General features: G+C 56.7%; 19 protein-coding genes. 9 read left to right on the top strand and 10 right to left on the bottom strand.

Going from position 1 to position 23,325, the window contains the following annotated elements:
- Positions 1-30 precede the first annotated feature (30 nt).
- Complete coding sequence (locus CPH65_RS19400) at positions 31-1,158, top strand: calcium:proton antiporter (RefSeq protein ID WP_096175378.1); 1,128 nt, start codon at positions 31-33, stop codon at positions 1,156-1,158.
- 285 nt (positions 1,159-1,443) lie between these two features.
- Here the strand turns inward: CPH65_RS19400 and CPH65_RS19395 are convergent, their stop codons facing one another.
- A complete protein-coding gene (locus tag CPH65_RS19395; protein ID WP_096175377.1) occupies positions 1,444-2,433 on the bottom strand; it encodes an aldo/keto reductase in 990 nt (329 codons plus the stop codon).
- Positions 2,434-2,523: 90 nt separating this feature from the next.
- On the opposite strand from CPH65_RS19395, the gene CPH65_RS19390 reads away from it, so the two are divergent.
- The 3 genes from CPH65_RS19390 to CPH65_RS19380 all read left to right on the top strand — a co-directional run bounded on the left by CPH65_RS19390 (position 2,524) and on the right by CPH65_RS19380 (position 5,993).
- Positions 2,524-3,435, top strand: coding sequence for a LysR family transcriptional regulator (locus CPH65_RS19390; protein WP_244574457.1), 912 nt, complete (start codon positions 2,524-2,526; stop codon positions 3,433-3,435).
- A 295-nt stretch (positions 3,436-3,730) separates the two neighbouring features.
- Positions 3,731-5,647, top strand: coding sequence for a PAS domain S-box protein (locus CPH65_RS19385; RefSeq protein WP_157747816.1), 1,917 nt, complete (start codon positions 3,731-3,733; stop codon positions 5,645-5,647).
- A complete protein-coding gene (locus CPH65_RS19380; RefSeq protein WP_096175374.1) occupies positions 5,619-5,993 on the top strand; it encodes a response regulator in 375 nt (124 codons plus the stop codon). Before CPH65_RS19385 ends, CPH65_RS19380 begins: the two co-directional genes overlap by 29 nt.
- A 141-nt stretch (positions 5,994-6,134) precedes the next feature.
- On the opposite strand, the gene CPH65_RS19375 is transcribed toward CPH65_RS19380, so the two are convergent.
- The 9 genes from CPH65_RS19375 to CPH65_RS19335 form a co-directional block, all read right to left on the bottom strand.
- The gene (locus tag CPH65_RS19375; protein WP_096175373.1) at positions 6,135-6,956 is read right to left on the bottom strand and encodes a creatininase family protein; all 822 of its coding nucleotides are present in this window, start codon (positions 6,954-6,956) and stop codon (positions 6,135-6,137) included.
- Positions 6,957-6,958: 2 nt separating this feature from the next.
- Positions 6,959-8,011: an ADP-ribosylglycohydrolase family protein gene (locus tag CPH65_RS19370; protein WP_096175372.1), complete on the bottom strand. Its 1,053-nt coding sequence runs from the start codon at positions 8,009-8,011 to the stop codon at positions 6,959-6,961.
- Positions 8,008-8,952: a carbohydrate kinase family protein gene (locus CPH65_RS19365; protein WP_096175371.1), complete on the bottom strand. Its 945-nt coding sequence runs from the start codon at positions 8,950-8,952 to the stop codon at positions 8,008-8,010. Before CPH65_RS19365 ends, CPH65_RS19370 begins: the two co-directional genes overlap by 4 nt.
- Positions 8,949-10,052 (bottom strand): ABC transporter ATP-binding protein, encoded by a 1,104-nt coding sequence (locus tag CPH65_RS24020; RefSeq protein WP_157747815.1) that lies wholly within the window; start codon positions 10,050-10,052, stop codon positions 8,949-8,951. Before CPH65_RS24020 ends, CPH65_RS19365 begins: the two co-directional genes overlap by 4 nt.
- Positions 10,045-10,872, bottom strand: coding sequence for a nucleoside phosphorylase (locus CPH65_RS19355; RefSeq protein WP_096175370.1), 828 nt, complete (start codon positions 10,870-10,872; stop codon positions 10,045-10,047). The genes CPH65_RS24020 and CPH65_RS19355 overlap by 8 nt, the downstream gene beginning before the upstream one ends.
- A gap of 37 nt (positions 10,873-10,909) precedes the next feature.
- Positions 10,910-11,704, bottom strand: coding sequence for an ABC transporter permease (locus CPH65_RS19350; RefSeq protein WP_096175369.1), 795 nt, complete (start codon positions 11,702-11,704; stop codon positions 10,910-10,912).
- Positions 11,701-12,531, bottom strand: coding sequence for an ABC transporter permease (locus CPH65_RS19345; RefSeq protein WP_172891550.1), 831 nt, complete (start codon positions 12,529-12,531; stop codon positions 11,701-11,703). Before CPH65_RS19345 ends, CPH65_RS19350 begins: the two co-directional genes overlap by 4 nt.
- A 185-nt stretch (positions 12,532-12,716) precedes the next feature.
- A complete protein-coding gene (locus CPH65_RS19340) occupies positions 12,717-13,721 on the bottom strand; it encodes an extracellular solute-binding protein (RefSeq protein ID WP_157747814.1) in 1,005 nt (334 codons plus the stop codon).
- A 196-nt stretch (positions 13,722-13,917) separates the two neighbouring features.
- A complete protein-coding gene (locus tag CPH65_RS19335; protein ID WP_244574456.1) occupies positions 13,918-14,901 on the bottom strand; it encodes a LysR family transcriptional regulator in 984 nt (327 codons plus the stop codon).
- Between the two features lie 145 nt (positions 14,902-15,046).
- Between CPH65_RS19335 and CPH65_RS19330 the strand changes: the two genes are divergently transcribed.
- The 5 genes from CPH65_RS19330 to CPH65_RS19305 all read left to right on the top strand — a co-directional run bounded on the left by CPH65_RS19330 (position 15,047) and on the right by CPH65_RS19305 (position 23,313).
- Complete coding sequence (locus CPH65_RS19330; protein WP_096175366.1) at positions 15,047-16,552, top strand: amidohydrolase family protein; 1,506 nt, start codon at positions 15,047-15,049, stop codon at positions 16,550-16,552.
- A 72-nt stretch (positions 16,553-16,624) separates the two neighbouring features.
- Positions 16,625-18,142: a class I adenylate-forming enzyme family protein gene (locus tag CPH65_RS19325; protein WP_096175365.1), complete on the top strand. Its 1,518-nt coding sequence runs from the start codon at positions 16,625-16,627 to the stop codon at positions 18,140-18,142.
- A 1,195-nt stretch (positions 18,143-19,337) separates the two neighbouring features.
- Positions 19,338-20,312, top strand: a complete 975-nt coding sequence (locus CPH65_RS19315; protein WP_096175363.1) for a substrate-binding domain-containing protein — start codon at positions 19,338-19,340, stop codon at positions 20,310-20,312.
- A gap of 116 nt (positions 20,313-20,428) precedes the next feature.
- Positions 20,429-22,366 (top strand): sugar ABC transporter ATP-binding protein, encoded by a 1,938-nt coding sequence (locus CPH65_RS19310; RefSeq protein WP_172891549.1) that lies wholly within the window; start codon positions 20,429-20,431, stop codon positions 22,364-22,366.
- Entirely contained in the window at positions 22,363-23,313 is a 951-nt protein-coding gene (locus CPH65_RS19305; RefSeq protein WP_096175361.1) for an ABC transporter permease, read from the top strand. Before CPH65_RS19310 ends, CPH65_RS19305 begins: the two co-directional genes overlap by 4 nt.
- The last annotated feature ends 12 nt before the right edge of the window (positions 23,314-23,325 follow it).

The following is a 23,325-nucleotide window of genomic DNA, read 5'->3' as shown; positions in this document are numbered from 1 at the left end:
CTTGCAATTGCGCACGTGAAAGAGCCTGCTATGCCCGAACTCCAAAGACCGAAATCGCGTTTTGCCAGTTTTCATGCCCTGAAAAAAGAATGGTTTTTAGGCATTGGCTGGGGAAGCTCCGCCATTTTCTGGGCTTGGTCTGGCAGTTTGTTTCGTGGAATGGACAACACGGCCTGGCTTGTCGGGCTGTTTCTCTTTCTGTTTCTGATGGTGCTTGGTTGTGCGGTCAACGTCGTACGCCACGCAGAACATATCTCCAAGCGTCTTGGAGAACCTTATGGGACGCTCGTCCTCACGCTCTCGATTACAGCAATAGAAGTGATGAGCATCTCGGCGGTCATGATGCACGGAGAGAACAACCCGACATTGGTGCGTGATACGCTGTATTCCGTTGTCATGATTGTTCTGGGCGGAATGGTCGGGCTATCGTTGTTGGTCGGGGCTATTTTTCACCGTGAACAAACGTTCAATCTTCAAGGAGCCAACGCCTATCTTGGGGTAATTGTGCCGCTAGCGGCATTCAGCCTGATCCTGCCCAATCTTACGCACACCACCGATGGCCCCACCCTTTCAACCGGCCAACAGATTTTGGTCGGCGGAATGTCCGCTGCATTGTTCGCGACATTTCTCCTGATTCAGACCGGGCGACATCGATCCTATTTCGCACCGCCTATTGATGATGAAGTCATTGAAGCGGGTGAAAAGCCAAAGTTGCTGCCGCATGTCTTGTTGCTAATCTGCTATATGCTCCCCGTGGTCTATCTGGTTGAGCAATTGGCTGTGCCCATCGACTATATTGTCGAGGCACTTCACCCTCCACATATTGTCGGGGGTGTTGTCATGGCGATTTTGGTCGCGGCACCGGAAGCCATTGGCGGCGTCAAAGCTGCGGTTCAAAACAGGCTTCAGTTGTCGGTGAATATTTTTCTAGGGTCCGTTTTGGCGACGATCGGGCTTTCAGTGCCGATCATGCTTATCTTCTCAAACATCGTGGGTCTTGAGTTGACATTGGGGCTGAGTGGCCCGGATATGCTTTTGCTTGGTACAATCCTCGCGGTCTCCACCATCACTTTCTCAAGTGGCAAAACGCATCTGTTGCAAGGTGTCGTCCATATCTTGCTGTTTGTGGCCTTCATCATGCTTGCTTTTGACGGGTGAGGCGAGGCTTTCGGTTCAAGCTTGGTACTTTTAAAGCCCGCGCCAAAAGCTCTTGAGCCATCGCTATATGGTGCTATCCATCGGCCATGATCCTGATGCTTGTTATATTGAACCACGCAATTGACCTGACGGTGGATGACTTCCGACCCTTGGCCGACCCTTGGCCGACCCTTGGCCAACCCTTGGGCCAACCTTGGGTCAACACTGGGCCAGGCCTCGCCAAGTCCTGCCTCGAATGTCCGCCCGGAGAAGCATTCCAATGGCCTGCTTGCGACCCTGCCAGCTCTAAGCGTTGACGCCCTTCATGCCTTCTTCGGTATAGCGTTCACCGGTCACCGGGATAGTGGACAATATGTCGTCCAGAGTTTGCAAATCGGACGCCGTCAGGTTCACACTTGAAGCCGCGACGTTCTCAATGAGGTAGCTCAACCGCTTGGTGCCGGGGATGGGTACAATGTCGTCTCCCTGCGCAAGCAGCCATGCGAGGGCAACTTGGCCAGAGGTGCACCCTTTCTGGTGCGCAATGGTCTGCACGGCTTCCACGATCCGCATGTTCTGGCGCAAGGCGGTTTCCTGAAACCGCGGCAGGAAGCTGCGGGAATCCCCATCCCCGAATTTTTCCGCCTGCTGGAAGCGGCCGGTCAGGAACCCCCGTCCGAGCGGCGAATAGGGGACAAAGCCGATGCCGAGTTCACGACAGGCTGGCAGTATCTCTGCTTCGACACCGCGCGACCAGAGCGAATACTCCGTCTGTAAGGCCGTCACGGGGTGTACCGCATGAGCACGACGCAACGTGGCGGCGCTCACCTCGCAAAGACCGATCCGGTCAATCTTGCCTTCCTCGACCAATCGCGACAATTCACCCATCGTGTCCTCGATGTCCTGGTTCGAGTTCACCCGGTGAACATAATACAGATCGATCCGCTCCACTCCGAGACGTTTCAACGACGCTTCGCAGGCACGCCGTGCATAAGCAGGGCTCATGTCCAGACTGCGGGCGTATTCGCCGGGTTTGCGAACAATGCCGAACTTGGTCGCAATCTTCAACTGCGCGCGGGTGCCGCTCTGCGATAGAAAATGCCCCAGCAGTTCCTCGTTGTGATGGGGGCCGTACATGTCGGCGGTATCGAGGAAGTCGACACCACGGGACACCGCTTCGCCCAGCACCTTAAGCGAGGTCTCGTCATCCCTTGGTCCGTAAAACTCGCTCATTCCCATACATCCCAGTCCCAGAGCCGATACTTCGAACCCCTCTGACAGCTTGCGTCTTTTCATCCCTTTTCCCTTTCAACGGTTGTGTGTTTGCCCGAAATATGCCATTTTCCATAAATGGGTGGTAGGTACTAAAATGGGGATCTAATTTCCGTGAACGGAAAACGCGATACAGATGGTCATCTCGTCTGGGACGATCTACGCATATTCTTGGCCATCAGTCGCGAAGGCACCTTGAGCGGCGCGGCCAAACGTCTGCGGCTTGGCCTGGCCACCGTATCGCGCCGCATGGAGCGGCTGGAGGCGTCTGTCGGACAGCCACTTTTCGTGCGTCAGCAAACAGGCTATCGCCTGACAGAAGACGGCACCGCGATGGTCGAACGCGCCGAGGAGATGGAAGCTACCGCGCGGTCCCTGACTTCCGGGATGGCGGAAAAACCAGAGGTCTCGGGGCGCGTCCGCTTGGCGACCGCCGAGAACCTTGCCACCGGTTTGCTCCTACCCAAACTGCCCGATTTCCGCGCCAAGTATCCACGACTGACAATTGACCTGGTGACGGATATCGCCACGGTGAACCTGCACCGCAGGGATGCCGACCTTGCGCTGCGCATGGTCAAGCCGGACCGAGGGCATGTGTCGCTTCAAAGTTTGGGCACGTTAGGCTACGGGCTATATGCCTCGGATAGCTATCTGGCGCAGAGGGCGAGCAACGCGGATGCGGCCAAATTCGAAGCGGATGACTTTATCACATGGGGCGAGGCACAGGCTCATTTGCCCGCCGCACAATGGATGGAGAGCCGCTTGCAAGGGCGCGCGCCAGTCCTGAGCACATCAAGCGTCGCGACGCAGCTTGCCGCCTGCCGTGCTGGGGTGGGATTTGCGATCCTGCCGCATTTCTTGGCGAGGCGGGAAGGGCTGATTTGTCTGGACGGTGAACTTGGTATCGATCAGACGATCTGGCTCGTCACCCAGTCCGATCTGATACGGTCACGCCGCATCCAAGTTGTCGCAGAATTCTGCCGCAGTATCGTCCGGCAGCATCGCGATGCGCTTGCAACTGCATGAGATTTGCGTTGACCTGCCTTAACCGATCTGCGCGCTCTGCATCCGCCTCACCGACAGGCAAACCCTCCGAAAACATGCCTTTCAGAATGCAATCAATTTAAGCCATAGCGGTTTAGTTATAAATGTGTCATCCTTAATTACGTAGAGTTGCAATGTAACGAGCTGACCTACTCTTTCTCATTTGCGAGAGCGTGACCTGCCCAACCTGTCAGTTGCTGGTCGTGATGGTTCGCTGGAAAGGCACTTGGCTTTGGAGGAGCATACCTATCGAGACCTGAAAAAAGGCCCCGTGGCCATGGGAATCGGTCTGGTATGCCTCGTGATCGGTACGATCATCATCGGCATCTGGTCTTGGCAGCTTGAAGAGGTTGCTCAAAGCTTCCCAATCATTTTAGCGATGCAATTCAATACGGCATTATGCCTTGTGCTGTTGGGCATAGCCTTCATGCTCGCGGTCAAACGGGTTACCCTGCTGGTCTATGCAATGACCGCATGCGTCGCTCTTATCTCTGGCTTAACGCTGTACCAATATCCAAGCGGCATTTCTCTTGGCATCGATACCCTTTTCATTGAACCGTTTGTCACAATCGGGGCTATTGCACCGGGTAGGATGGCGCCCAATACAGCAATTTGCTTTTTGTTGACTGCTGTCGGTATCAGCATCCCCCGCATTCAATTTGCCAATTACAGTCGGTTGGCTCTGGGATTTTGCGTCCTCGGCATCGCCATAATTGCGCTTCTTGGCTATGTCATTCGCCTTGACCGTGCCCATGACTGGGTCGGTCCGGCGCGCATGTCGCCGCACACGAGCATCGGATTTCTGGTTCTTGGTCTGGGGCTGGTCTATCTGGGCACCGAGCGTGGTCGTGGCCATTTCAAGCTGATTGCTTCATCGGTTTCCGTTGTGGCCTATCTCGCTGTATTGATCATCACATACCTTGAGTTCAGCGCTGAGGAAGCGCGGCTCAATCTGCGATTTACAGCCGGCGGCGGCGCAGACGTGCAGCAGACGCTGTCATCACTCGTGCTGATTTCCGGCATCCTCTATCTGGGACTCACTGGATATGCCTTCTGGTATTCGCAGCGCTATGGCCGGAGCGCGGAGTCGTTGGCGGAAAGCGAGGCGCAACTGGCCGCCATAATCGACAATGCCGTCGATGGCATCATCTCGATTGATACAAGCGGTACCATCCTGAGCGCCAACCGTGCTTGCAAAGACATCTTCGGGTTCACGCGCGCCGAAATGATCGGTCAGAATATCAAGATGCTGATGCCAAAACGCTATAGTGACGAGCATGACAGTTACCTCGACAACTACCACCGCACCCATGAGGCAAAGATCATCGGAATTGGCCGAGAGCTGGAAGGCTTGAGAAAGGACGGAACAGAGTTTCCGCTCGAACTGGCGGTGTCTCGTATCGATTTGCCAAACCGGGTCATCTACACCGGTATCGTGCGCGACATAACCGACCGCAAGCGGACGATGGTCGAGCTGCTTGAAGCCAACGCAGAGCTTGAAGAATTCACCTACCGGACCTCGCATGATCTGCGCTCGCCTATCGCATCGTCAATCGGGCTGGTCCGCATCGCCAAGGAACTGTTACGTGACCGTGAGTATGGCGAGCTTGCCAACACTCTTGTTCGCCTCGAGAGTAATTTTCGACGGATGGACATGCTGATTCAGAACATTATCGAGGTTGCCCGTACCCGTCTGATGGTGGAAGGCTTTGAGCCGATCTCGGTGCGGGCCGTCATCGATGAAGCCCTTGATGATTTGTCCCATATGGAGGGATTCTCGGAAATGGCGATTCACGTCGACATCGATCCCGATTTGAGGATCATCAGCAAACCGATAAAGCTTCAGATGATCGTCTGCAATCTGCTATCCAATGCCATCAAGTACAGGGACCCGCAAGAGCCGACGTCGGAGCTGAACATTTCGGTCCGCAACGAAAGAGGGGCGGTCCGCATTGCCTTTGCAGACAATGGACTTGGCATCCCGCCTGAAGCCAGACCCAATCTCTTTGAAATGTTCAAGCGGTTCCATCCCGACAAGGCATTCGGCAGCGGACTGGGACTCTACATCATGAAGAAGAGCACAGAATCCCTTGGCGGGACCGTGACCTTTGAACCCCAACAAAAGGGCTGCCTGTTTGTCGTTGTGCTGCCCAAGGGAGATAAACATGCCGATGCAGACCATCCTGATCGTTGATGACGATGAATCCGATCAATTTATTTGTCAGTACACAATCCGCAAATTTGATGCCTCCATCAAAACGATATCCGCTTACGATGGTCAGGAAGCGCTTGGAATTCTGCGTGAGACCACACCTGATGCGATCATTCTCGACATCAACATGCCGATTATGAACGGCTTCGAATTCCTTGCCCGTTACGAGGCTGACTTTGACCACCATGTCCCCGTGGTGGCGATGCTGACCAGCTCAGTCCTCGGTAAGGATCAAGAGCAAGCCATGCAATATGATTTCGTCCGAACCTTTTTCGAAAAGCCTCTGACGATGGATCATCTGCAGAAGATGAAAGAGCTGCTCGCGTGATCCAGCCAGTCAGCGGGTGAGCATGATTTGTCGGAGCTATGACTGGATGGCGGTGACAAGAAAATTACCATCCGGGAGGATGCCCGACGGTTTATCGGGATCTGGTCATGAGAGACATGTCTTGGAACAGAACTTTCCTCGTTACGCCCGATAGCGTGCGGGTGGCCAGAGGCCGTCGGGCATCGGGTGCTGGGTGAGATCGGCGATCAACTCGGCAAGGCATGTAGCCGCATGATCAAGAAGGATCTCGCCTTTCTGGGCACTGGCGAGGGATGCATTGCCGGTCACGCCTTCCAGATTGAGATCCTGTGCCTTCCAGCCAAGTCCGCCGACGCGGCCCGCGGATGGATTGGCGGACAGTTGCTTCGTTCCTGCTTCGATCTCGCCGACCGCCGGATGGAAATCGGCAGCCTTGTCCATCCTGACGAGTTCGGGATGCAGTGCGAGCATCATCGAGGTCTCGATATCTCCGCCGTGAAAGCCGGTGCGGATTTCCTCCTCGGTGAAGAGGCCTTCCGGGTAACCAGCGTCAAACCATGTGGCATAGGCTCCCAGATTATTGTGCCGAACTCTCTGATCGAGAGCGACCGCGGCGAGCAGGCCTGACTGACCACCGTGGCTGTTGAACAGAAGAACCCGCTTGAGCCCGGTTGACTGAACGGCGCAATCAAGAACACGGGTCCATGATTGCATCAACTCGGGTGCGGGATGGGCGAGGGAGCCCGCATAGTCCAGATGTTCCTGCGAGGCACCAACCTGTTGCAGAGGCAGAACGACAGCGGGAATGTCATCGGCCAGTTTGGCAAGCGCCCTTGCAACGATGCCGTTGTTGATCAGACAGTCTGTGCCAACCGGCAGATGCGGTCCATGCTGCTCCACCGCAGCGACCGGCAGGATGGCGAGTGTGCTGTCCGGAAGGCTCGCATGTTCGGGCGAGGTGAGTTCAAGCCAGTAGCGTTTCATGATCAGACCTCCTGAATGAAGCGTTGGTTGAAGGCAGCAAGCCCGGCAGCAACACCCGCAAGGTCAAGCTGGTTGACGGCGGCGACTTCCTCGATCAAGGCTCCCGGAATGCTCCCGGTTCCTTTCCAGGCGGCTGCAATTGACCCGGCGAACATCGCGATCGTGTCACTGTCATTGCCGCCGTTGACTGCGGCGGTGATGGCGCCCCAGGCATTGCCATCCGCCGCCTTGACGAGGCCGAAGGCATGAGGGACCGCTTCGGCCATGGCGACGCCATTGCCGACCACTTCGGTCAGTTCGCTTCGCGCCGCTTCGAGATCGCCGTGATACTTGTTGCCAATCTCGAAGGCCAGATCGATGCGGCGAAACACACCGGCACCACCGACAATGCGTCCGCTTATCTTTGCCTGTTCTTCGCCTAGGCGTGCACCCTGAAGGGCGGCCTCTTCAAGGCTCATGGCCGCAGCGCCGCCAAGGCCCGCTGCGATGGCGGCGGCGATTGCGGAGGCACCCGCATAGGCAATCTGGGTGTTGTGGGTGGGCGAGGACAACAGACAGGCAAGCCGCACAGCCTCGTCAATGTCGCCAGCTGCTGCGCATCCGGCAGTCGGCGCACGCATCGCCCCGCCGTTTGACGTACCGAACATGCACGAATAGGTCGCGGGTGTAGCGACATCCTCAACCGCGGCTCCGGCGCGCATGGATTCCACCGCGATGCGGGTTGTGGGGCCGGCAAAGCGCTGGAACATCTCCTCGTCGTGGGACCAGTCGATGAAGCCGGCAATCGCATCGGCAGAAGCCGGCGCCTTGCTGAGGCCGATCAGGCGCTTGGCCATGGCCAGCATCTGGGTGGCGTCGTCGGTCAGCCTGCCCGGTGCAAGGCCCTTGGCAAAAGGGGATTTTTGCGGCGGATGCTGAAAACTGGTCACCGGACCGCCAAACACCTCAAGAATATCCTGCGGGTGCATGCATTCGGTAGCTGCGCCAAGCGCATCGCCCACGCAGGCCGCGGCGAGGACGCCTTCAATGGATTTGGGATCAATGGATAGGGTCATGAGTCTTGAGCTTTCTGATGAACGTCTTTCATCCGGTATTCAGCCATTTTGAAGTCGCAGCAACCGCTTTCAAGGAAAGTGCCCGAGCAGGTGGTTGCAAAGATGAGGGCGCGGTCAAACGTCCGTCCGCGTCGCAGGGCCGTGGTCAGCCCGGCCAGAAAGACATCGCCAGCCCCGGTCGTGTTGCGTGGCGTGACCTTGAGGGCGGACAGGCGGATTTCTTCCGCCCCATTGCTCGCCACAAGACCATCGGCTCCAAGTGTGATGACCACGCGCCGCTCGCCATAACCGGACAGGAAGCGGGCGAATTCCAACGCTGCGTCCTCGACAGGGGCTTCTTTTCCGGCATGGGTCATCCATGCCTCGAGCACCTGCCGGTTGGTGACCACAAGTGACGCATAGGGCAGGACCATTTCCATGGCCTTCCAGCCCCAGCGTTCAATCTCCGGCAGTTCCAGATCAATCATCCGGTCAAGCCCGAGAGCCCCGGCGCGACTGAAGGTGCGGGCTATGGCTTCGGGCTGGTAGAAGTTGGCAATGACGCAGTCACCAGCTTGAAACTCGATGCTCTCTCCGATGGCATTCAGCATGGACATCGGCATCGGATCAATGAGGATGGCCTTCTCGCCCGTGCGGTCGACGATGATTGTCGCAGACGCCGTGCCCGCCTCCATATCCACCTCGACGGCTTCTGTGCTCATGTCCTGGTCGGCGAGCCATTGCAGCAGGGTTTTACCGTCGGTGTCGTCGCCGATGATGGAGACCAGCCGTGCATCCTCGCCGAGCTGGGCAAGGGCGTGCGCACAATTGAGCGGCGGTCCGCCCGCTCTTTCTTCCTTGGCCTTGATAAAGGCCTTCTCGTCGTGGCCGGGCAGATCATCGACCTGAAGGATCCTGTCCAGCACAAGCGGGCCGAGACAATAGATGGCTCCCCGGCTCATGACAGATCCATCCTGTCACCGCTATCGGGATCAAACAACAGGGTCTGAGATGGCTCGAAACGCAAATGTGCCGGAGCGCCGAAATGGGATGGTTTATCGCGGGATTGAACCGCGATGCGATGCTCGCCGATTGCCACATGGGCGAGCCACGAACCGCCCACATATTCGCTCGAATGCACTTCCCCTGCGACCATGCCCTCAGAAGCATCGGCGAAGGACAGCTGGTCCGCCCGCAAGGCCATCTCGGCAGTCCTGCCCTCGAGCTGGTCGAAAACCGACTTTGTGGAGGAGGAGGGCGAGAAGGGCGCGCCTGCGAGGGCATACCCATCGGTCCCTCGCTGCGCTACCGGCAGCAGGATCGCAGGCGGATTGCCCACAAAGCTGGCAATGAAGGCCGAGGCTGGCTGCTCGAAAATGACTTCCGGCGTGTCGTGTTGCAGGACATAGCCGTTGGCCATCACGGCCACCCGGTCCGCCATGCTCATGGCCTCTTCCTGATCATGAGTAACCATCACGGTGGTGAGGCCGATCCGCTCATGCAGCTCGCGGATGTCAACACGGACATTCTTGCGCAGCACCGCGTCGAGGTTGGAGAGCGGCTCGTCAAGCAACAACAGCTTGGGACGGATGGCAAGAGCGCGGGCAAGGGCGACCCGCTGCTGCTGGCCACCGGAAAGCTCATTGGGCATCCGCTTGCCAAGGCCTTCCAGTTTGACCAGGTCCAGTACCTCGGCGACCCGCTCGTCGGCTTCCGCGCCCTGCATGCCGCGCATGTCGAGGCCGAAGCGGATGTTGGCATCCACGGTCATATGCGGGAACAGCGCATAGGACTGGAACACGATGCCGATATCGCGTTTGTAGGTCGGAATGGTGTCGAGACCTTCGCCCGCAAGGGCCATCGAGCCTTGTGTCGGCTCTTCCAGTCCGGCGATGATCTTCAATAGGGTGGTCTTGCCGCAGCCAGATGGCCCGAGCAAGGCAAGGAACTCACCTTCGGAAACATCAAGCGACACGCTCTTGAGTGCCGGTTCCGGACCGCCATAAGACTTCATCACATTCTCGATCAGCAGATGATTGCGGCGCATGGGATGATCAGCCATGGGTGTCTTCCTTGAAGAGGCGGGCAAGAGCAGCAAGACCGACCTTGATGGCCGCAGTCTGGCCGGAGCCGGACTTGTGCACCTCGCCGGTGACCACATTGTCGCCGACAGAGCAGACCGCTCCGCCACGGCGTCCATAAAGGCTGCACAAGGTCAGAATGGCCGCGCTCTCGCGGTCGGTGTTGAGGATGCCTGCGCGACGCCAATAGTCGATGATGCCCTTGTGCTCTTCCTGCAGGTAGCCGCCGGGGCCGGGCTTGCCCCAACCGCAATATTCGCTGTCGCCCGATCGCGTGATGCCAATGTGATAGGGATGGCCGACCTCATCCGCGGCGGCCTTCATTGCTGCGACCACCTGCCAGTCCGCAACGGCCGGATATTCGGCCTTCACATGGGCCTTGGTCATGCCTTCATCGCGCACGGCACCGGATGTGATGACGACATCACCCACACCGACCTTTTCGCTCCATGCACCGCAGCCGCCAATGCGAATAACGGTGGTGCAATCGGTGTGATTGAACAGATCCATCAGCGCAAGTTCTGCCTCGGGCGAGCCAGAGCCACCCGAAACAATGGAGATGGGTGCACCCTGATAGCGACCGGTGAGAGTGGTGAAGAGGCCGGTCTGGGCGCTGATCTCGGCGCCATCAAGTGCGCTCGCAAGCGCATCTTCTCCGGCACCCTCTCCAACGACGAGTGGGTCTTTCACCGCCAGCACCACATAAGGAGCGATCCGGTCGCGCTTGAAGCCGGTCAAGAGCGGCACCCCATCGCGGATGAAATGCGGCATGCTTTTCAGGTAAGGATAATCTTCGCTCATCGGTAAACGGCTTTCTTGTTGGCTTGAGGCGACGGGATCAGAGACGACGGGACCATTTGAACAGGAACTCCCCGACGAGGGCGGCAATAAGGATGAATGCGATGATGGCTGCCCCTATGGCAAGGGTGATGGGATCGATGCCCTGACCGCGCAATTCCGCATAGACGCGCACCGGAAAGGTCATCCAGCGGGCACCGGCAATCAGCGCCGAAACAATGACATCATTGAAGGAGATCAGCAGCGAGAAGGCCGCCGACGAGATCAGCCCCGGCATGGCAAGAGGCAGTGTGACGCGTTGGATCACTCTGATGGGGGAGGCACCAAGACTGGCTGCCGCCTGCTCCAGCAGGGGATCCAGGTCGGCAAAGGTTGCGATCATGATGCGGATGGTGAAGGGCATCGTGATCACCGCATGGGCCAGCACCAGAGCGGGCAGCGTCCCGGACATCCCCAGTTTCGAGTAGATCTGCAACAGAGCAATGGCCCAGACGATCAGCGGCAGCACCAACGGAGCCATCAGCATCGCTTCGATCACCTTTGCTCCCTTCGGCTTGTAACGGGCAAGGGAGAACGCCGCCAGCGCCCCCAGACCCACTGAAAGGAAGCCGGAGAGAACCGCGACGATGAGGCTGACCGAAAGCGCACTCTTGTACTCGCGGCTTTCAAGCACCGCCTCATACCAGCGAAGGGAATAGTCCCGCGGCGGAAAGCGAAAGAAGCTCGCATCGTCAAAGGAGGCAAAGACCAGAACGCCAATCGGGGCTAGCAGGAAGACAAAGGTTAGAATGGTCCAGACGAAACGGGCCGAAGCACCGACACCATAGGTTTTCATGGAGCCCTCCTGACCAGGATGCGCGTAAGATAGGAACTGATGACAAGTCCGAGAGACAGGATCAGCAGCATCACCACCGCGATGGCTGAGGCAAAGGGCCAGTCGAGCACCAGGGAGGCCTGCTGATAGGCCATCGTGCCGAATGTGGCAATCTTGCCCTGACCGAGGATCTGCGGGGTGACAAAGGAGGTCAGAGACGCGGCAAAGACCAGAACCGACCCGGCTACGATGCCCGGCGCGATCAGCGGCAGGATGATCCTGCGCCAGATCGTGCGGGTTGGTGCGCCAAGCGTCCTGGCGGACGCTTCCACGTCGCGGGGCAGGTGCGACAGGGCATTGACGAGCGGCAGTAGCATCAATGGCAAGAAGGCCTGCACCAGCCCGATCGTGACACCGGTCGTGGTGCCAAGGAATTTCACACTCGATGAAATAAGGCCCATCTGTTTCAGCAGGCTGTTGACCACACCAAGAGGGCCGAGCAGATGCAACATGCCAAGGGTCGGCAGCAGCGCTCCGGAGACGAGCGGAACCAGAATGATTGCGAGAAGGATCCCCTTTGCGCGACCGGCACTAAGGGCGATCTGCCGCGCCACTGGCAGCGCGATGACAAGACACAGAAGGGTCGCCAGCGCGGACAACAGAAGCGTGCGCAGAAAGATTTCCGCAAAGTAGCTGTCCGAGAGCAGGCGTCCGTAATTGGCAAGAGAGAAGCCTGCTGCCATCAGAAGCGAGCCATCTCCCTGTTCCCGGAAGCTCGTGACCAAGAGCCACAGGAAGGGCAGAAGGAAAACCACGCCCGAGAGAAGCAGCGCAGGGAGGAGCAACATAAATGCACGCTTTTGCATTCTTTTGCCTTCGCTTGGGTTGGGGCCTTGAGAATTGCGGGGCCTTGAAACGGAAATGGGGGAGTCAGCCTGAGCTGAGGAGCAAGGGGCTGGTTTCACCCGCGTCAAACCAGATGGAGCGTGACGCGGGTGAGGGGGTGAGCCGAACCAGCAAACCTTATGTGAGGTTACTGGCCAAGAAGCTCCTTGTTCCAGCGTTGGGTCCAATCGCTGCGCTGCTTGATGACATAGGGCCAGTCAAGCTGCACAAGGCTTTCGACTTCTTCTGGCGTATCGATCACATCGGCAGAGGCTTCTTCGGACAGCTTTACATTCTTGTTGGTGGGCCCGAAGAAAATCTGCTCGGCATAGTCGGTCTGGTTTTTCACGCCAACGGCCTTTTCGATAAACATCTGTGCCAGTTCCTGTTCTGGCGACCCCTTCACCGCACATACCATGTCACGGACCAGAACGGAGCCGGGATCGGTGGGGAAGGAAAAACCGATCTCGGGATGCTGTTTCAGCGCAGCCAGAACATAGCCGGAGATCATCGGAGCCATGGCCACTTCACCGGCTTCCATCAGGGCGAACACTTCGTCCAGATTGGTGTAGGTCATGGCGATGGGCTTAAGCTCGGAAAGCTTGGCAAAGGCCTTGTCCGCATCATGCTCGTCGGCACCGGCGAGGCGGGCAGCAACACCGATCAGTCCATCCCCTTCAGAGCCGGGATATTGCGAGACGGCGATCTTGCCGCTAAATTTCGGATCCCACATGTCCGCCCACTCGGGAGGGGTGTCGAGCATCGACTTGTTATAGGCAATGCCGAGACCAACAAGAGACATGGCGTAGCAGCCATTGTTCATGCCGTCCCAGATGCTTTTGTAGACGTCGCTTTCAGGATCGGGAGCGACTACGATGCCATCTTGTTCGGCCTGCGGGGCTTCATAGATATTGAGAAATGCTACATCCATGGTGGGATTGTCTTTTTCTGCATAAATGCGCGCCATGCGATCGCCGGAGCCGCCAAGAACAAACTCGACCTCCGCGCCGGTTTCCTCTTCGAGTGGCCCGGCAACGTTTTCGCGAAGAAGACGCTCAATATCGCCCCCCCAAACGCCAACAACGAGCGTATGGCCGGCATAGTCATCCGCAGCAATGGCACTGGCTGCAGGAAGTACAATTGCACCGGCCAAGAGAAATTTTTTTAATTTTCTAAGCATAAAAGTTTTATCCCCTTGGTAAAAAACAATAACTCTGGACTGCCGCGCGCACTCGTGCGTCAAGCCTGCCGCAGAAAGAAAGCAATGCGGAAACTGCATCGTTTCTCGCAAGGGAATTAAACTACAGGAATGTACGTGGAAGGAAGTCGGGTCAGGCTAATAGACTCTATTAGGTTTTCTGAATAGCCTTGTCTCCTATTTTGTTGGATATAATCGGGATGTCTTCATTTATTTCTTTCGCGACCCGGCGCAACAACTTTCGAAACCATTGATTTCCGGGTGAGAGATGTGATCGTTCATGCCACAACGTATAGAAACGCATTCGAGCAAGTTCCGGCGGCGCCTTGACAATCGTCAGGTTGCCCGACTGTGCCATCTGCTCGGCAAAGGGCCAACTGCTGGTGAAAACCAGATCGGTGCGTTCGAGCATGTGCGGGACGAGCGTAAACTCGGCGACGGACATCAAAATCTGCCGTTTGGCATCAAGCTGCGCCAGCTGTCCGTCTATCGGGCTGATCGCCGGACTGGTGTGCGGTGTTGGCGAGAGATGTTCGAGAGCCAGATATTCGTCGAAGTCGATGCTGGATCGATGCGCCATCGCATGATCGTTACGCATCACGAGCACAATCTCGGTCTCCAGCAGGGGTGCAAAGCGCAGATATTCGCGAGGCATCGGCCAGTTGCCGATCACCAGATCGAGCTTGCCCTGTTCAAGCTCGGAAAAGATCTGTGTCTCGTCCGGAATGGTGCAGAAATCAAGCGGCATGTTGGGCGCTTCCTGCCTGACAAGCTCGCCGATGCGCGGCATGAAAAAGGTGCCAAGACAGTTGGCCGCATAGACCCGGAACCGGCGATCAAAGCGGGAGGGGTCGAACTCTTCTTCGGGTGCAGCCAGCGCATCAATCTCGCACAGAATATTGGCAACCTGTTCCTTGATCTTGAGGCTCTTCTCTGTGGGGATCAGCCGCACGCCACTGCGAACCAGAAGCGGATCGCCCAGGATCTCGCGCAGCCGCTTCAGCGCAAGCGAGACAGAGGGCTGGCTTTGTCCGAGAATCGTTGCGGTTTTCGAAACGCTGCATTCATCGAGAAGGACGTTCAGGATGCGCATCAAGCGCAGATCAAGCCCGTGCTCGCCAGTCAGGTTCGCCATGAAAGACAGGTCCTTTCTATCGAAAAACATCGTTGCTTCGCACGCCCTCGCCACAAAGGGGTTCGAATGCAAGACCATCCATACGGCATGAAGAGAAGCAAATTCCGTGCCGCAACGCTCAAATTTCCATCAACTGGAGTAAAAAATGGCAATCCTGCTCAAAAATGGCCTCACTATCAATCAGAGGCCTTCGGCACACAGCTTTGCAACCGGCGACATTCTGATTGATGGTGACCGAATTATAGGCAAAGGTACGGATCTGTCAGCACGGGCCGCCGAATTCAGAGACCTTGAAATCATCGATGCCACTGACAAGATCGTCCTGCCCGGCTTCATCGATGCGCACATGCATTCGAACGAAGGCTTCGAGATGGGGCGCTACGACAACCTGCCGCTCGAGATCTGGCTGTCAGAGGTTTACCCGCCGCTCGGTGCTTTCCATTTGTCATGGCGCGACCATTATCTCCGGGCGATGCTGATTGCCATCATCTCCCTCAAGTCCGGTGTCACGACCCTGCAGGATGATGTTATCAACATTTCGGGCACTCCGGATGCGGTGGACGCCACCGCGACCGCCTTCCGCGATGCCGGACTGCGCGGCTGGATCACCGCCTCAATGTGGGACGAGAGCTATTGCAACAGCCTGCCTTTTGTCGGTGACCTGATGCCAGCAGACCTGAAGGCACAATTGGATGCCAAGCCTGCTCCGGACTGGAAAGCGCAGATTGACCTGTTTGAAGAGCTGTCCGGGAAATGGCACGGCACGGACAACATGCGCATCATCCTTGGCCCGTGTGGCCCTCAGCGGTGCTCCGAGAAACTGCTTCAGGAAGTGGCATCCCTGTCCGGGGCGCGCGATCTTCCCGTTCATTGCCACGTGCTCGAAACCAAGACCCAGGCCGTGACCGGCGAGGAAAAATATGGCCGGACGCTCGTCCAGTTCCTCAAGGACATGGGCCTGATGACCCACCGCCTGACCATGAACCACGCCATCTGGCTCACCGACGATGATATCGCTACCATGGGCGCTGCGGGCTGCTCGACGACACACAATCCGCTCGCCAACCTCAAGCTCGGCTCTGGGGTCTCGCCGGTCCGCAAGCTCAAGAACGCCGGGGTGAATGTCGCCCTCGGCTGCGACGGGGTTGCCTCGGCTGACACGGCGGACATCTTTGTGGCTTTCAAGGCAGCCGCGGGTCTGCACAAGATTGGCAGCTTCGACTATCAGGACTGGGTGTCCGCCCACGAAGTTTACGACATGGCGACCACCGCCGGGGCTAGCTCCAGTCTCATGGAGGAGGAGGTTGGCACCCTTGAAGAAGGCATGCTTGCCGATGTCATTCTGCTCGACAAGACGGCCTGGGCTTTCATGCCCCTGCATGATCCGATCAAGAAGATCGCCTTCTCGGCCAATTCCGACGTGGTGACTCATTCCATTGTCGGCGGCAAAATGGTGATGCGCGACCGCAAGCTTGAACGTGTCAATGAAGCGGATCTGCGCGGCGAGATCGCAGAGGCCGCCGCCCGCTTTGAGCGGGACACCTGCCCGCAGATGAGCAAGGGCGCCGCCCCGGTTCGGCCCTATCTCGATCAGATGTATGAAAAGGCAATCGCCTGCGATGTGGGCCTCAACCCCCGCGTCAAAATCTAGGCTCAAAACGACAAAACACACCGAACATCCGGACTTGACCTGTCTATCAGGGAATGAAAAAGGAAAGATTTCATGTTGCTTCACCAGCTTGTAACAGATGGCGCAATGCATCGTCCCGACCACACCGCCTTCCACTGGGTCGAACGGAACAAGTCCCTGACCTATTCGGAGGCGGTGGCACAGATTGAAGCCGCTGCCGGAGCCTTTCATGAGTTGGGTGCTCGCAAAGGGGACCGCATCACCATCTTTGCCCACAACGGCATGGACTATTTGCTATCGATGTTCGCGGCCTGGCGCATCGGGGCCATCTCGTCGCTGGTCAACATAAAATTCGCCGACGAGCTGGACTATTATTTTGCAGATCACACGCCGAGCCTCGTCGTCTACACCCATGACAAAATGGCCGAGGTGAAGGCCGCTGCCGACAAGGTGGGAACCGTCAAGCATCTGATCTGCATGGATGGGCACCAGGAAGGGGCGGCCAGTTTTCCCCAGCTACTTGCTGCCAATCTTCCCGCTCCCGCTGATCCGGGTGATGAAAGTGCGATTGCCCATCTCTCCTACACCTCCGGCACCACCGGCCAGCCCAAAGGGGCCTGCCTTGCCCATGAGCCGACCCAGACCGCCGCAGCCGTGATCGGCGAACGGCTGCGCTATTCGCGCGATGACATTTCCTTCGGGCCTTCCGCGCTCTCCTCGTCCTATCAGCTCGTTGCCAACCTTCTGCCGCCCTTGCGCAATCATGCTACGACCATCGTGATGAAGGACTGGACGGCAGAGGCTGGCTATGCGGCTCTGAAGAAGACCGGGGCGACCATTCTGGTCGGCAACCCGCCGGTGCTGACCGATCTACTGGAGCAAGCCCGCCTCAATGGCGGGGCACCGGAGAGCCTGCGTCTGAGCATGTCCGGTGGCGGACCGGTTCCGCAGGCACTCAAGAAGGGTTGGCGTGACGAGCTGTCTTTGCCACTTGTTGAAAGCTACGGTCAGAGCGAAATCGGAGGCTTCTTCGGCCTTGCGGATCCCGTTCTTCCCACCGATGAGCATCTTGGGGCAGTCGGTCGCCCCCTGCCAGACAAGGAAGTCCGGATTCTCGGCGCAAATGACGAGGAATTGCCCATTGGTCAGGCCGGGGAAGTCTGTCTGCGCGGTGGCTGCATGACCGGCTATTGGGGCAAGCCCGAGAAAACCGACGAAGCCTTGCGCGGTGGCTGGCTCCATTCGGGCGATGTTGGTCAGATGTCTGCTGATGACTTCCTCACCATGCGTGGCCGGGTGAAGGAATTGCTGCAAGTCGCTGGCAAAACTTGGTTTCCGCGTGATATCGAAGAGGCACTGATGACCCTTGATGACATCCGCGAAGCCGCGGTGGTGGGCCTTGACGATGGCAAGGGAGAGCACAAGCCAATTGCCTTTGTCACCAGTGCTTCGGCGGTCGATCTCGAGCAAACCAAAGTGAATATCGTCGGCAAGACGCCCTACGACATCGTTCCACTTGAGCTCAAACAGATCGCGGAATTTCCGATGACCCCGACGGGCAAAATTGCCAAAGCCACTCTACAGGAAGAGGCGCAAGAGGACTTCGGCTGAGGCTGTGGTCGGTGTGTTTCTAGCTGATGATCGGCGCAAGATTCTTTGAATTTATGTGCGGCTTAGCCATGCGCCTTTGCTGCTCAAATGAGCCAAGCTCGAAAAGTGGCTTAAGCCTCGGCTTCGTTGCGAGGAAGCCGAAGTTTCAAGCCAAGCCCATCAATTGAGGAAGGCAGGTGCGCGAGACTAGGAGAAAAATGAATCTTCTGAATTTGAAATCGAGGCTTTCCTTGGCTCCGCGCCCTCGGAAGAAGCACGGAAATATGCGAAGAAAGCAAACAGAAGATTGATGTGCAACAATGCACCGTGGGGCTGACGTGATGACCAAACTGCGCCGATTGGATAAACAAGAATCCCTCGCAATTTCTTGATCAAAAGGGCTTTTGTCGAAATCTGTGCCCCCTTTGGGAGTGCAACAATCACAATATTTCAATAGCTTGATAGTGCCCAACCACGCGAACAGCCTCGTTGAGTTTATTGATCAATTTTCGCAAATATCCATCTAGGTGCTCGTAGAACCCCAGCGCTCGGCATCAAGCGCGAGTTGCAGACTTATCTTCGGAAAGAATGTTGAAAGATCGGCTTCAAATGCCATCCGGTCACTTGGATCAAGGACGTCTTCCTGAGCGTTGTCTGACCGATCGAATGGCGCCTCTACGGCAAAGAAGGCAAGGGCGTCGCGCTTCTATGCATCGCTCAAACCTCTACCCAGTCGTTTATCCTCATATGTGCTGCAAGCTTATGCCTTGGTCCAGTGACTCAATCCTTGCCGGCTTCGAGAGCGAACCGGGCTGGTGATTGTCACCCGCCATGACGAGGTTGTGAAAAAGCCCTAAGGACAATCAGAGATTTTACTTATGGGGGAGGGCTCTTTTATTGTGGTGTACAATCCTGACCAATTCATCGATCATGATAGCCTGACATCGTCAATTCTGAAATAATAAACAATGTGTAACAGAGGTTGAAATCCCAGATCCCTTGTGATCTCGACCGAAAATTATCTCTTAAAAACAACATCTTATTCCAATAGTAACCGGCGGTATTCCATTTTATGGTTTGAGTTGACAGACTCTCAATTTGGTATACCATATACTGCATCTTGGAGCATTTCGTGAGGAGTTCGGGCCGAAGTCGGCGCGAATGAAATGCTTTGAAATGTCGGAGCCAATCCGTCATCACAACGGGAGGATACCAAATGAAACGTCACATTACTTTTGCTGCATCCATTGCTCTTGTCGGCTCGCTTCTGCTGGGCGGCAACGCGGCAGTCGCGCAAGACAAAAATATCGCCTACCTTACCCCTTCGGTTAACGTGCAATTTTGGAGATATGTTGCCACTGGTGCCGAAGCCGCAGCAAAAGAGGGTGGATATACCATCAAAACGCTCGATTCTGCGAATGACGCCAAAACCCAGTTGCAGAATGCCCAGGACGCCATCGCACAGGGCGTTGCCGGTATCGTGATTTCTCCGACCGACAGCTCGACCGCGCCAAGCGTTCTCAAGCTGGCAGAAAATGCCGGCGTTCCCGTTGTGATCGCCGACATCGGCACAAACGAAGGTGAATATGTTTCCTTTGTTGGTTCCGATAACTACGGCGGAGCAGTCGGCATTGGTAAGGAAACCGCCAAGATCGTCAAGGAGAAGGGTTGGACAGACGGATCCTTTGGTATTATCGGCATCCCGCAGGCCCGCATCAACGGTCAGCTTCGCTCCAAAGGCTTCCGTGAAGCCATGGCAGAAGTCGGCATGACCAAAGAAGTGCCACTGCAGCAGATGCAGACCTTCACTGCCGAGGAATCCTTCCGTTTCGCGCAGGACATGATCACCGCAAACTCCGATCTTCGTGTAATCTTCGTTGAATCCGACGTCCAGTCGATCGGTGCCCAGCAGGCGGTCCGGGCTGCCAGAAAAACTGATGACATGATTATCGCTGCCTTTGATGGAACGCCCGAATTGGTCGAAAAGATCTCAAATGGCTCCATCATCGGATCTGGCATGCAACAGCCATATCTGATGGGCTTTTCAGCAGCAGAAGCACTGATTAAGCACATTGCTGGTGAAAAGGTCGAAAAAGAAATCGCCTTGCCGGTCCTGATTGTCACGGGATCAAACATCGACGAGCTGCACGATGAAATGAAACTCAACGTGTTTGCAGGCGAGTTGAAATAGTGCCTCCTCCAGTGGTGGCTGGCGCCCGCATGGGTGTCGGCCACTTCATTCCCATGAAGTGAGTGTGATTTGGATGAAGCTGTCGCCTTCGAGGCGTGAGTGGATGGAGGATATGTGTGTCAATCAATAGTGAACTTCTTTTCAAAGCAGACGAAATCTCGAAGGTTTTCGGGTCGTTTTCTGCTCTGAAAGGAGTCAGTTTCGAACTGGCTGCCGGAGAGATTCATGCGCTGTTCGGGGCGAATGGAGCCGGTAAATCGACACTGGCAAAAGTAATTTGTGGACATATCGTGCCGACAAAGGGAGCCTTGGAAGCGTTCGGCGCACCGGTCAAATTTGCCCGCCCACGCGACGCGATGAATGCCGGTATCGGCATGGTGACACAGGAAACCAGCTTGGCGGGCGATCTGACCGTCTGGGAGAATATCGTCCTGCCGGTTTATGGTGGCAAGAAGAAGCCGTCGCAGGCCACTCTTCGGCGGAAGGCTTTGTCTGCGCTCGAGAGTCTTGGATTTGCTGAGGAAATCGACATTCGTCGAGACTGTAGTGAATTGTCTGCAGCCCATCGACAGTTGGTCGAAATTGCCCGGATCGTTGCACTTGGAAGTCGGATCATCATACTCGATGAACCAACCGCTGCCCTCAGTCCGGGAGAAAGTGCCCGACTGTTCAAGGTCATGGATGCGCTGCGCGCTGAAGGACGGGGCCTCATCTTCGTCTCCCATCGCCTTGAGGAAATCTTCGCAATGACCGACCGGATCACCATCCTCAGAGATGGCCATTCGGTCAAGAGCAACCTCGCGACTGCCGATCTCACACAGTCGGAACTGATCAGTCTCATGGTCGGACAGAATCTCGAGGCTCTAGCCGCCGAACCCATTCCGGACACGTCGAAAGAGCCTGTTCTGCTGAGCTTGCAAGATGTGCGATCGACACCTGAGGTTCAGTCCGCGAGTTTGGAAATCCATGCCGGAGAGATCGTCGGTCTTGGCGGCCTGGTTGGTTCTGGCCGCTCCGAGCTGGCCGAGGTGCTGCTCGGGTTGAGGCCGATGGACACGGGAACCATAACACTGCTTGGCAAACCCTATACGCCGACCAATTCCCGAACGGCACTGTTGTCCGGGCTTGGTTTCTTGCCCGAGGATCGCCGCCGCCAAAGCATTGTGCCCGACTTTTCCGTGCGGGAAAACATTTTGCTCAATCACTTGAGTAGTCTGTCTGGCCCGCGCTTGAAATACAGTTCCCGGAATGCCCGCATCGATGAGCTTGCCGAGCAGATGGGACTGGCGCGAGACCGTCTGGATGACAGTTCCTTGCTGAATTTCTCCGGCGGAATGCAGCAGAAGGCACTTGTCATGCGCGCCCTGTTGCTCAATCCGAAGGTTCTGATTCTTGATGAGCCGACCAAGGGTGTCGACATCGGGGCGCGCACGACGATCTACAAGATCCTGCGACAGCTCGCGGCAGAAGGGGTGGCGATGTTGCTTATCTCTTCGGATTTCGAGGAACTGTTGGCCCTGTCCCACCGGATCGTACCGATTAGTGATGGGCAGACCATCGGCAATGTTTATGCCGCCGAGATCAATGAGGAACAGTTGACGCTCGTTTGCGCCCCGCGCAGTTCGATGGATCGCCAGAAGCAAATGCTCGGTCGTCTAGCAGAGCAATTCGGCGTTCAGACCGGATGGCTGCTGCGCGCTGGCAACAATGTGCTGTGCCTGACGCGACAGGGAGAAATTGGCGAGCAGGGCCTGCCTGAACCCGGCGTGGTCATTCCGGCAGACGACACGTTCATCAGGAAGGCTCTTGGTTGCCAGGCTGGCACGCTTTGCGATGAAGACGGCGACCGGCAGTCCTTGCTGATGACCGTCAACAACAGGCGCGGCATCAACATGGGCACGATCGCCGTCCTGTCGCGGTCGCAGGAAAAGCTGAGCAGAGATGACATTTTCGCTCAGACGACGAAGGAGCTATCGGCCTTTGAGGAGGGGCAATTTCAGCTGGCCTCGGACGAAAGCGATCAAAATGTAATTCCGGTTGGAGGCCAGAAATGACACAGGTTTTTACAAAATATTCTAATATTCTGGAAGTGCGTATGGCGGGCCTGACCTTGTTGATCGGCATCGCCCTGTCTCTGGCGTCTCCATATTTTCTGACGACTGCCAATCTGTTCAATCTGATGGACCAGTCGGTGGTTACCGGGATTGTTGCCATCGGGATGACTTTTGTCATCCTGACCGGTGGCATCGATCTGTCAGTGGGGTCTGTCATCGGCGTTACGGGTATTTTGCTGGGACTGGCCATGCGGGAAGTCCCGATCCCGGTTGCGATCGCGTTCGCAGTCATGGCCGGTGCATTCATTGGCTCGATCTCAGGCATATTGGTCGCTGTCTTCGGCCTCGCGCCTTTTGTGGTGACTCTGGGCTCGATGGCGATATGCCGGAGCCTTGCCTATGTGTTCTCGAACCAGAGAACCATTTCAGATGTGCCTGATGCGCTGTCGGGGCTGGTTTATGACAGCTTGTTCGGGTTGCAGATGAATGTCCTGATCCTGATTGTTCTTTATATTGTCGCCTGGATTTATCTCACCCATTCGAAAGGTGGCAGAACGATTTATGCCGTCGGCTCCAACAAGGAGGCCGCGCGCATCTCGGGCTTGAATGTTCGGTTCTACAGCATCCTGCCATACGTTGTTTCGGGCGCTCTTTGCGCCGTGGCGGTCACACTGATTGCCGCGCAGATCGGCTCTATCGACCCCCTTGCTGGCAATGCCATGGAACTCGATGCGATTGCCGCAGTCGTCATTGGGGGAGCCAGCCTGTTTGGTGGTCGCGGATCCATTGTGGGAACTCTGTTCGGGGTTCTGATCATGGTGATGATCCGCAACGGCATGAACCTGCTCGGCGTTTCGCCATTCTGGCAGGGCACGGCCATCGGCACGATCATCATTGCCGCAGTTCTTGCCGAGAGGCTCCTTTCGGGGCGCTCGGGACAACATTGAGGGAGGAAAATC

The sequence above is a fragment of the Cohaesibacter sp. ES.047 genome, assembly GCF_900215505.1.
GTDB lineage: Bacteria > Pseudomonadota > Alphaproteobacteria > Rhizobiales > Cohaesibacteraceae > Cohaesibacter.
Note: the sequence above shows the minus strand (reverse complement) of the source record. Positions and strands in the feature narration are given on the sequence as shown.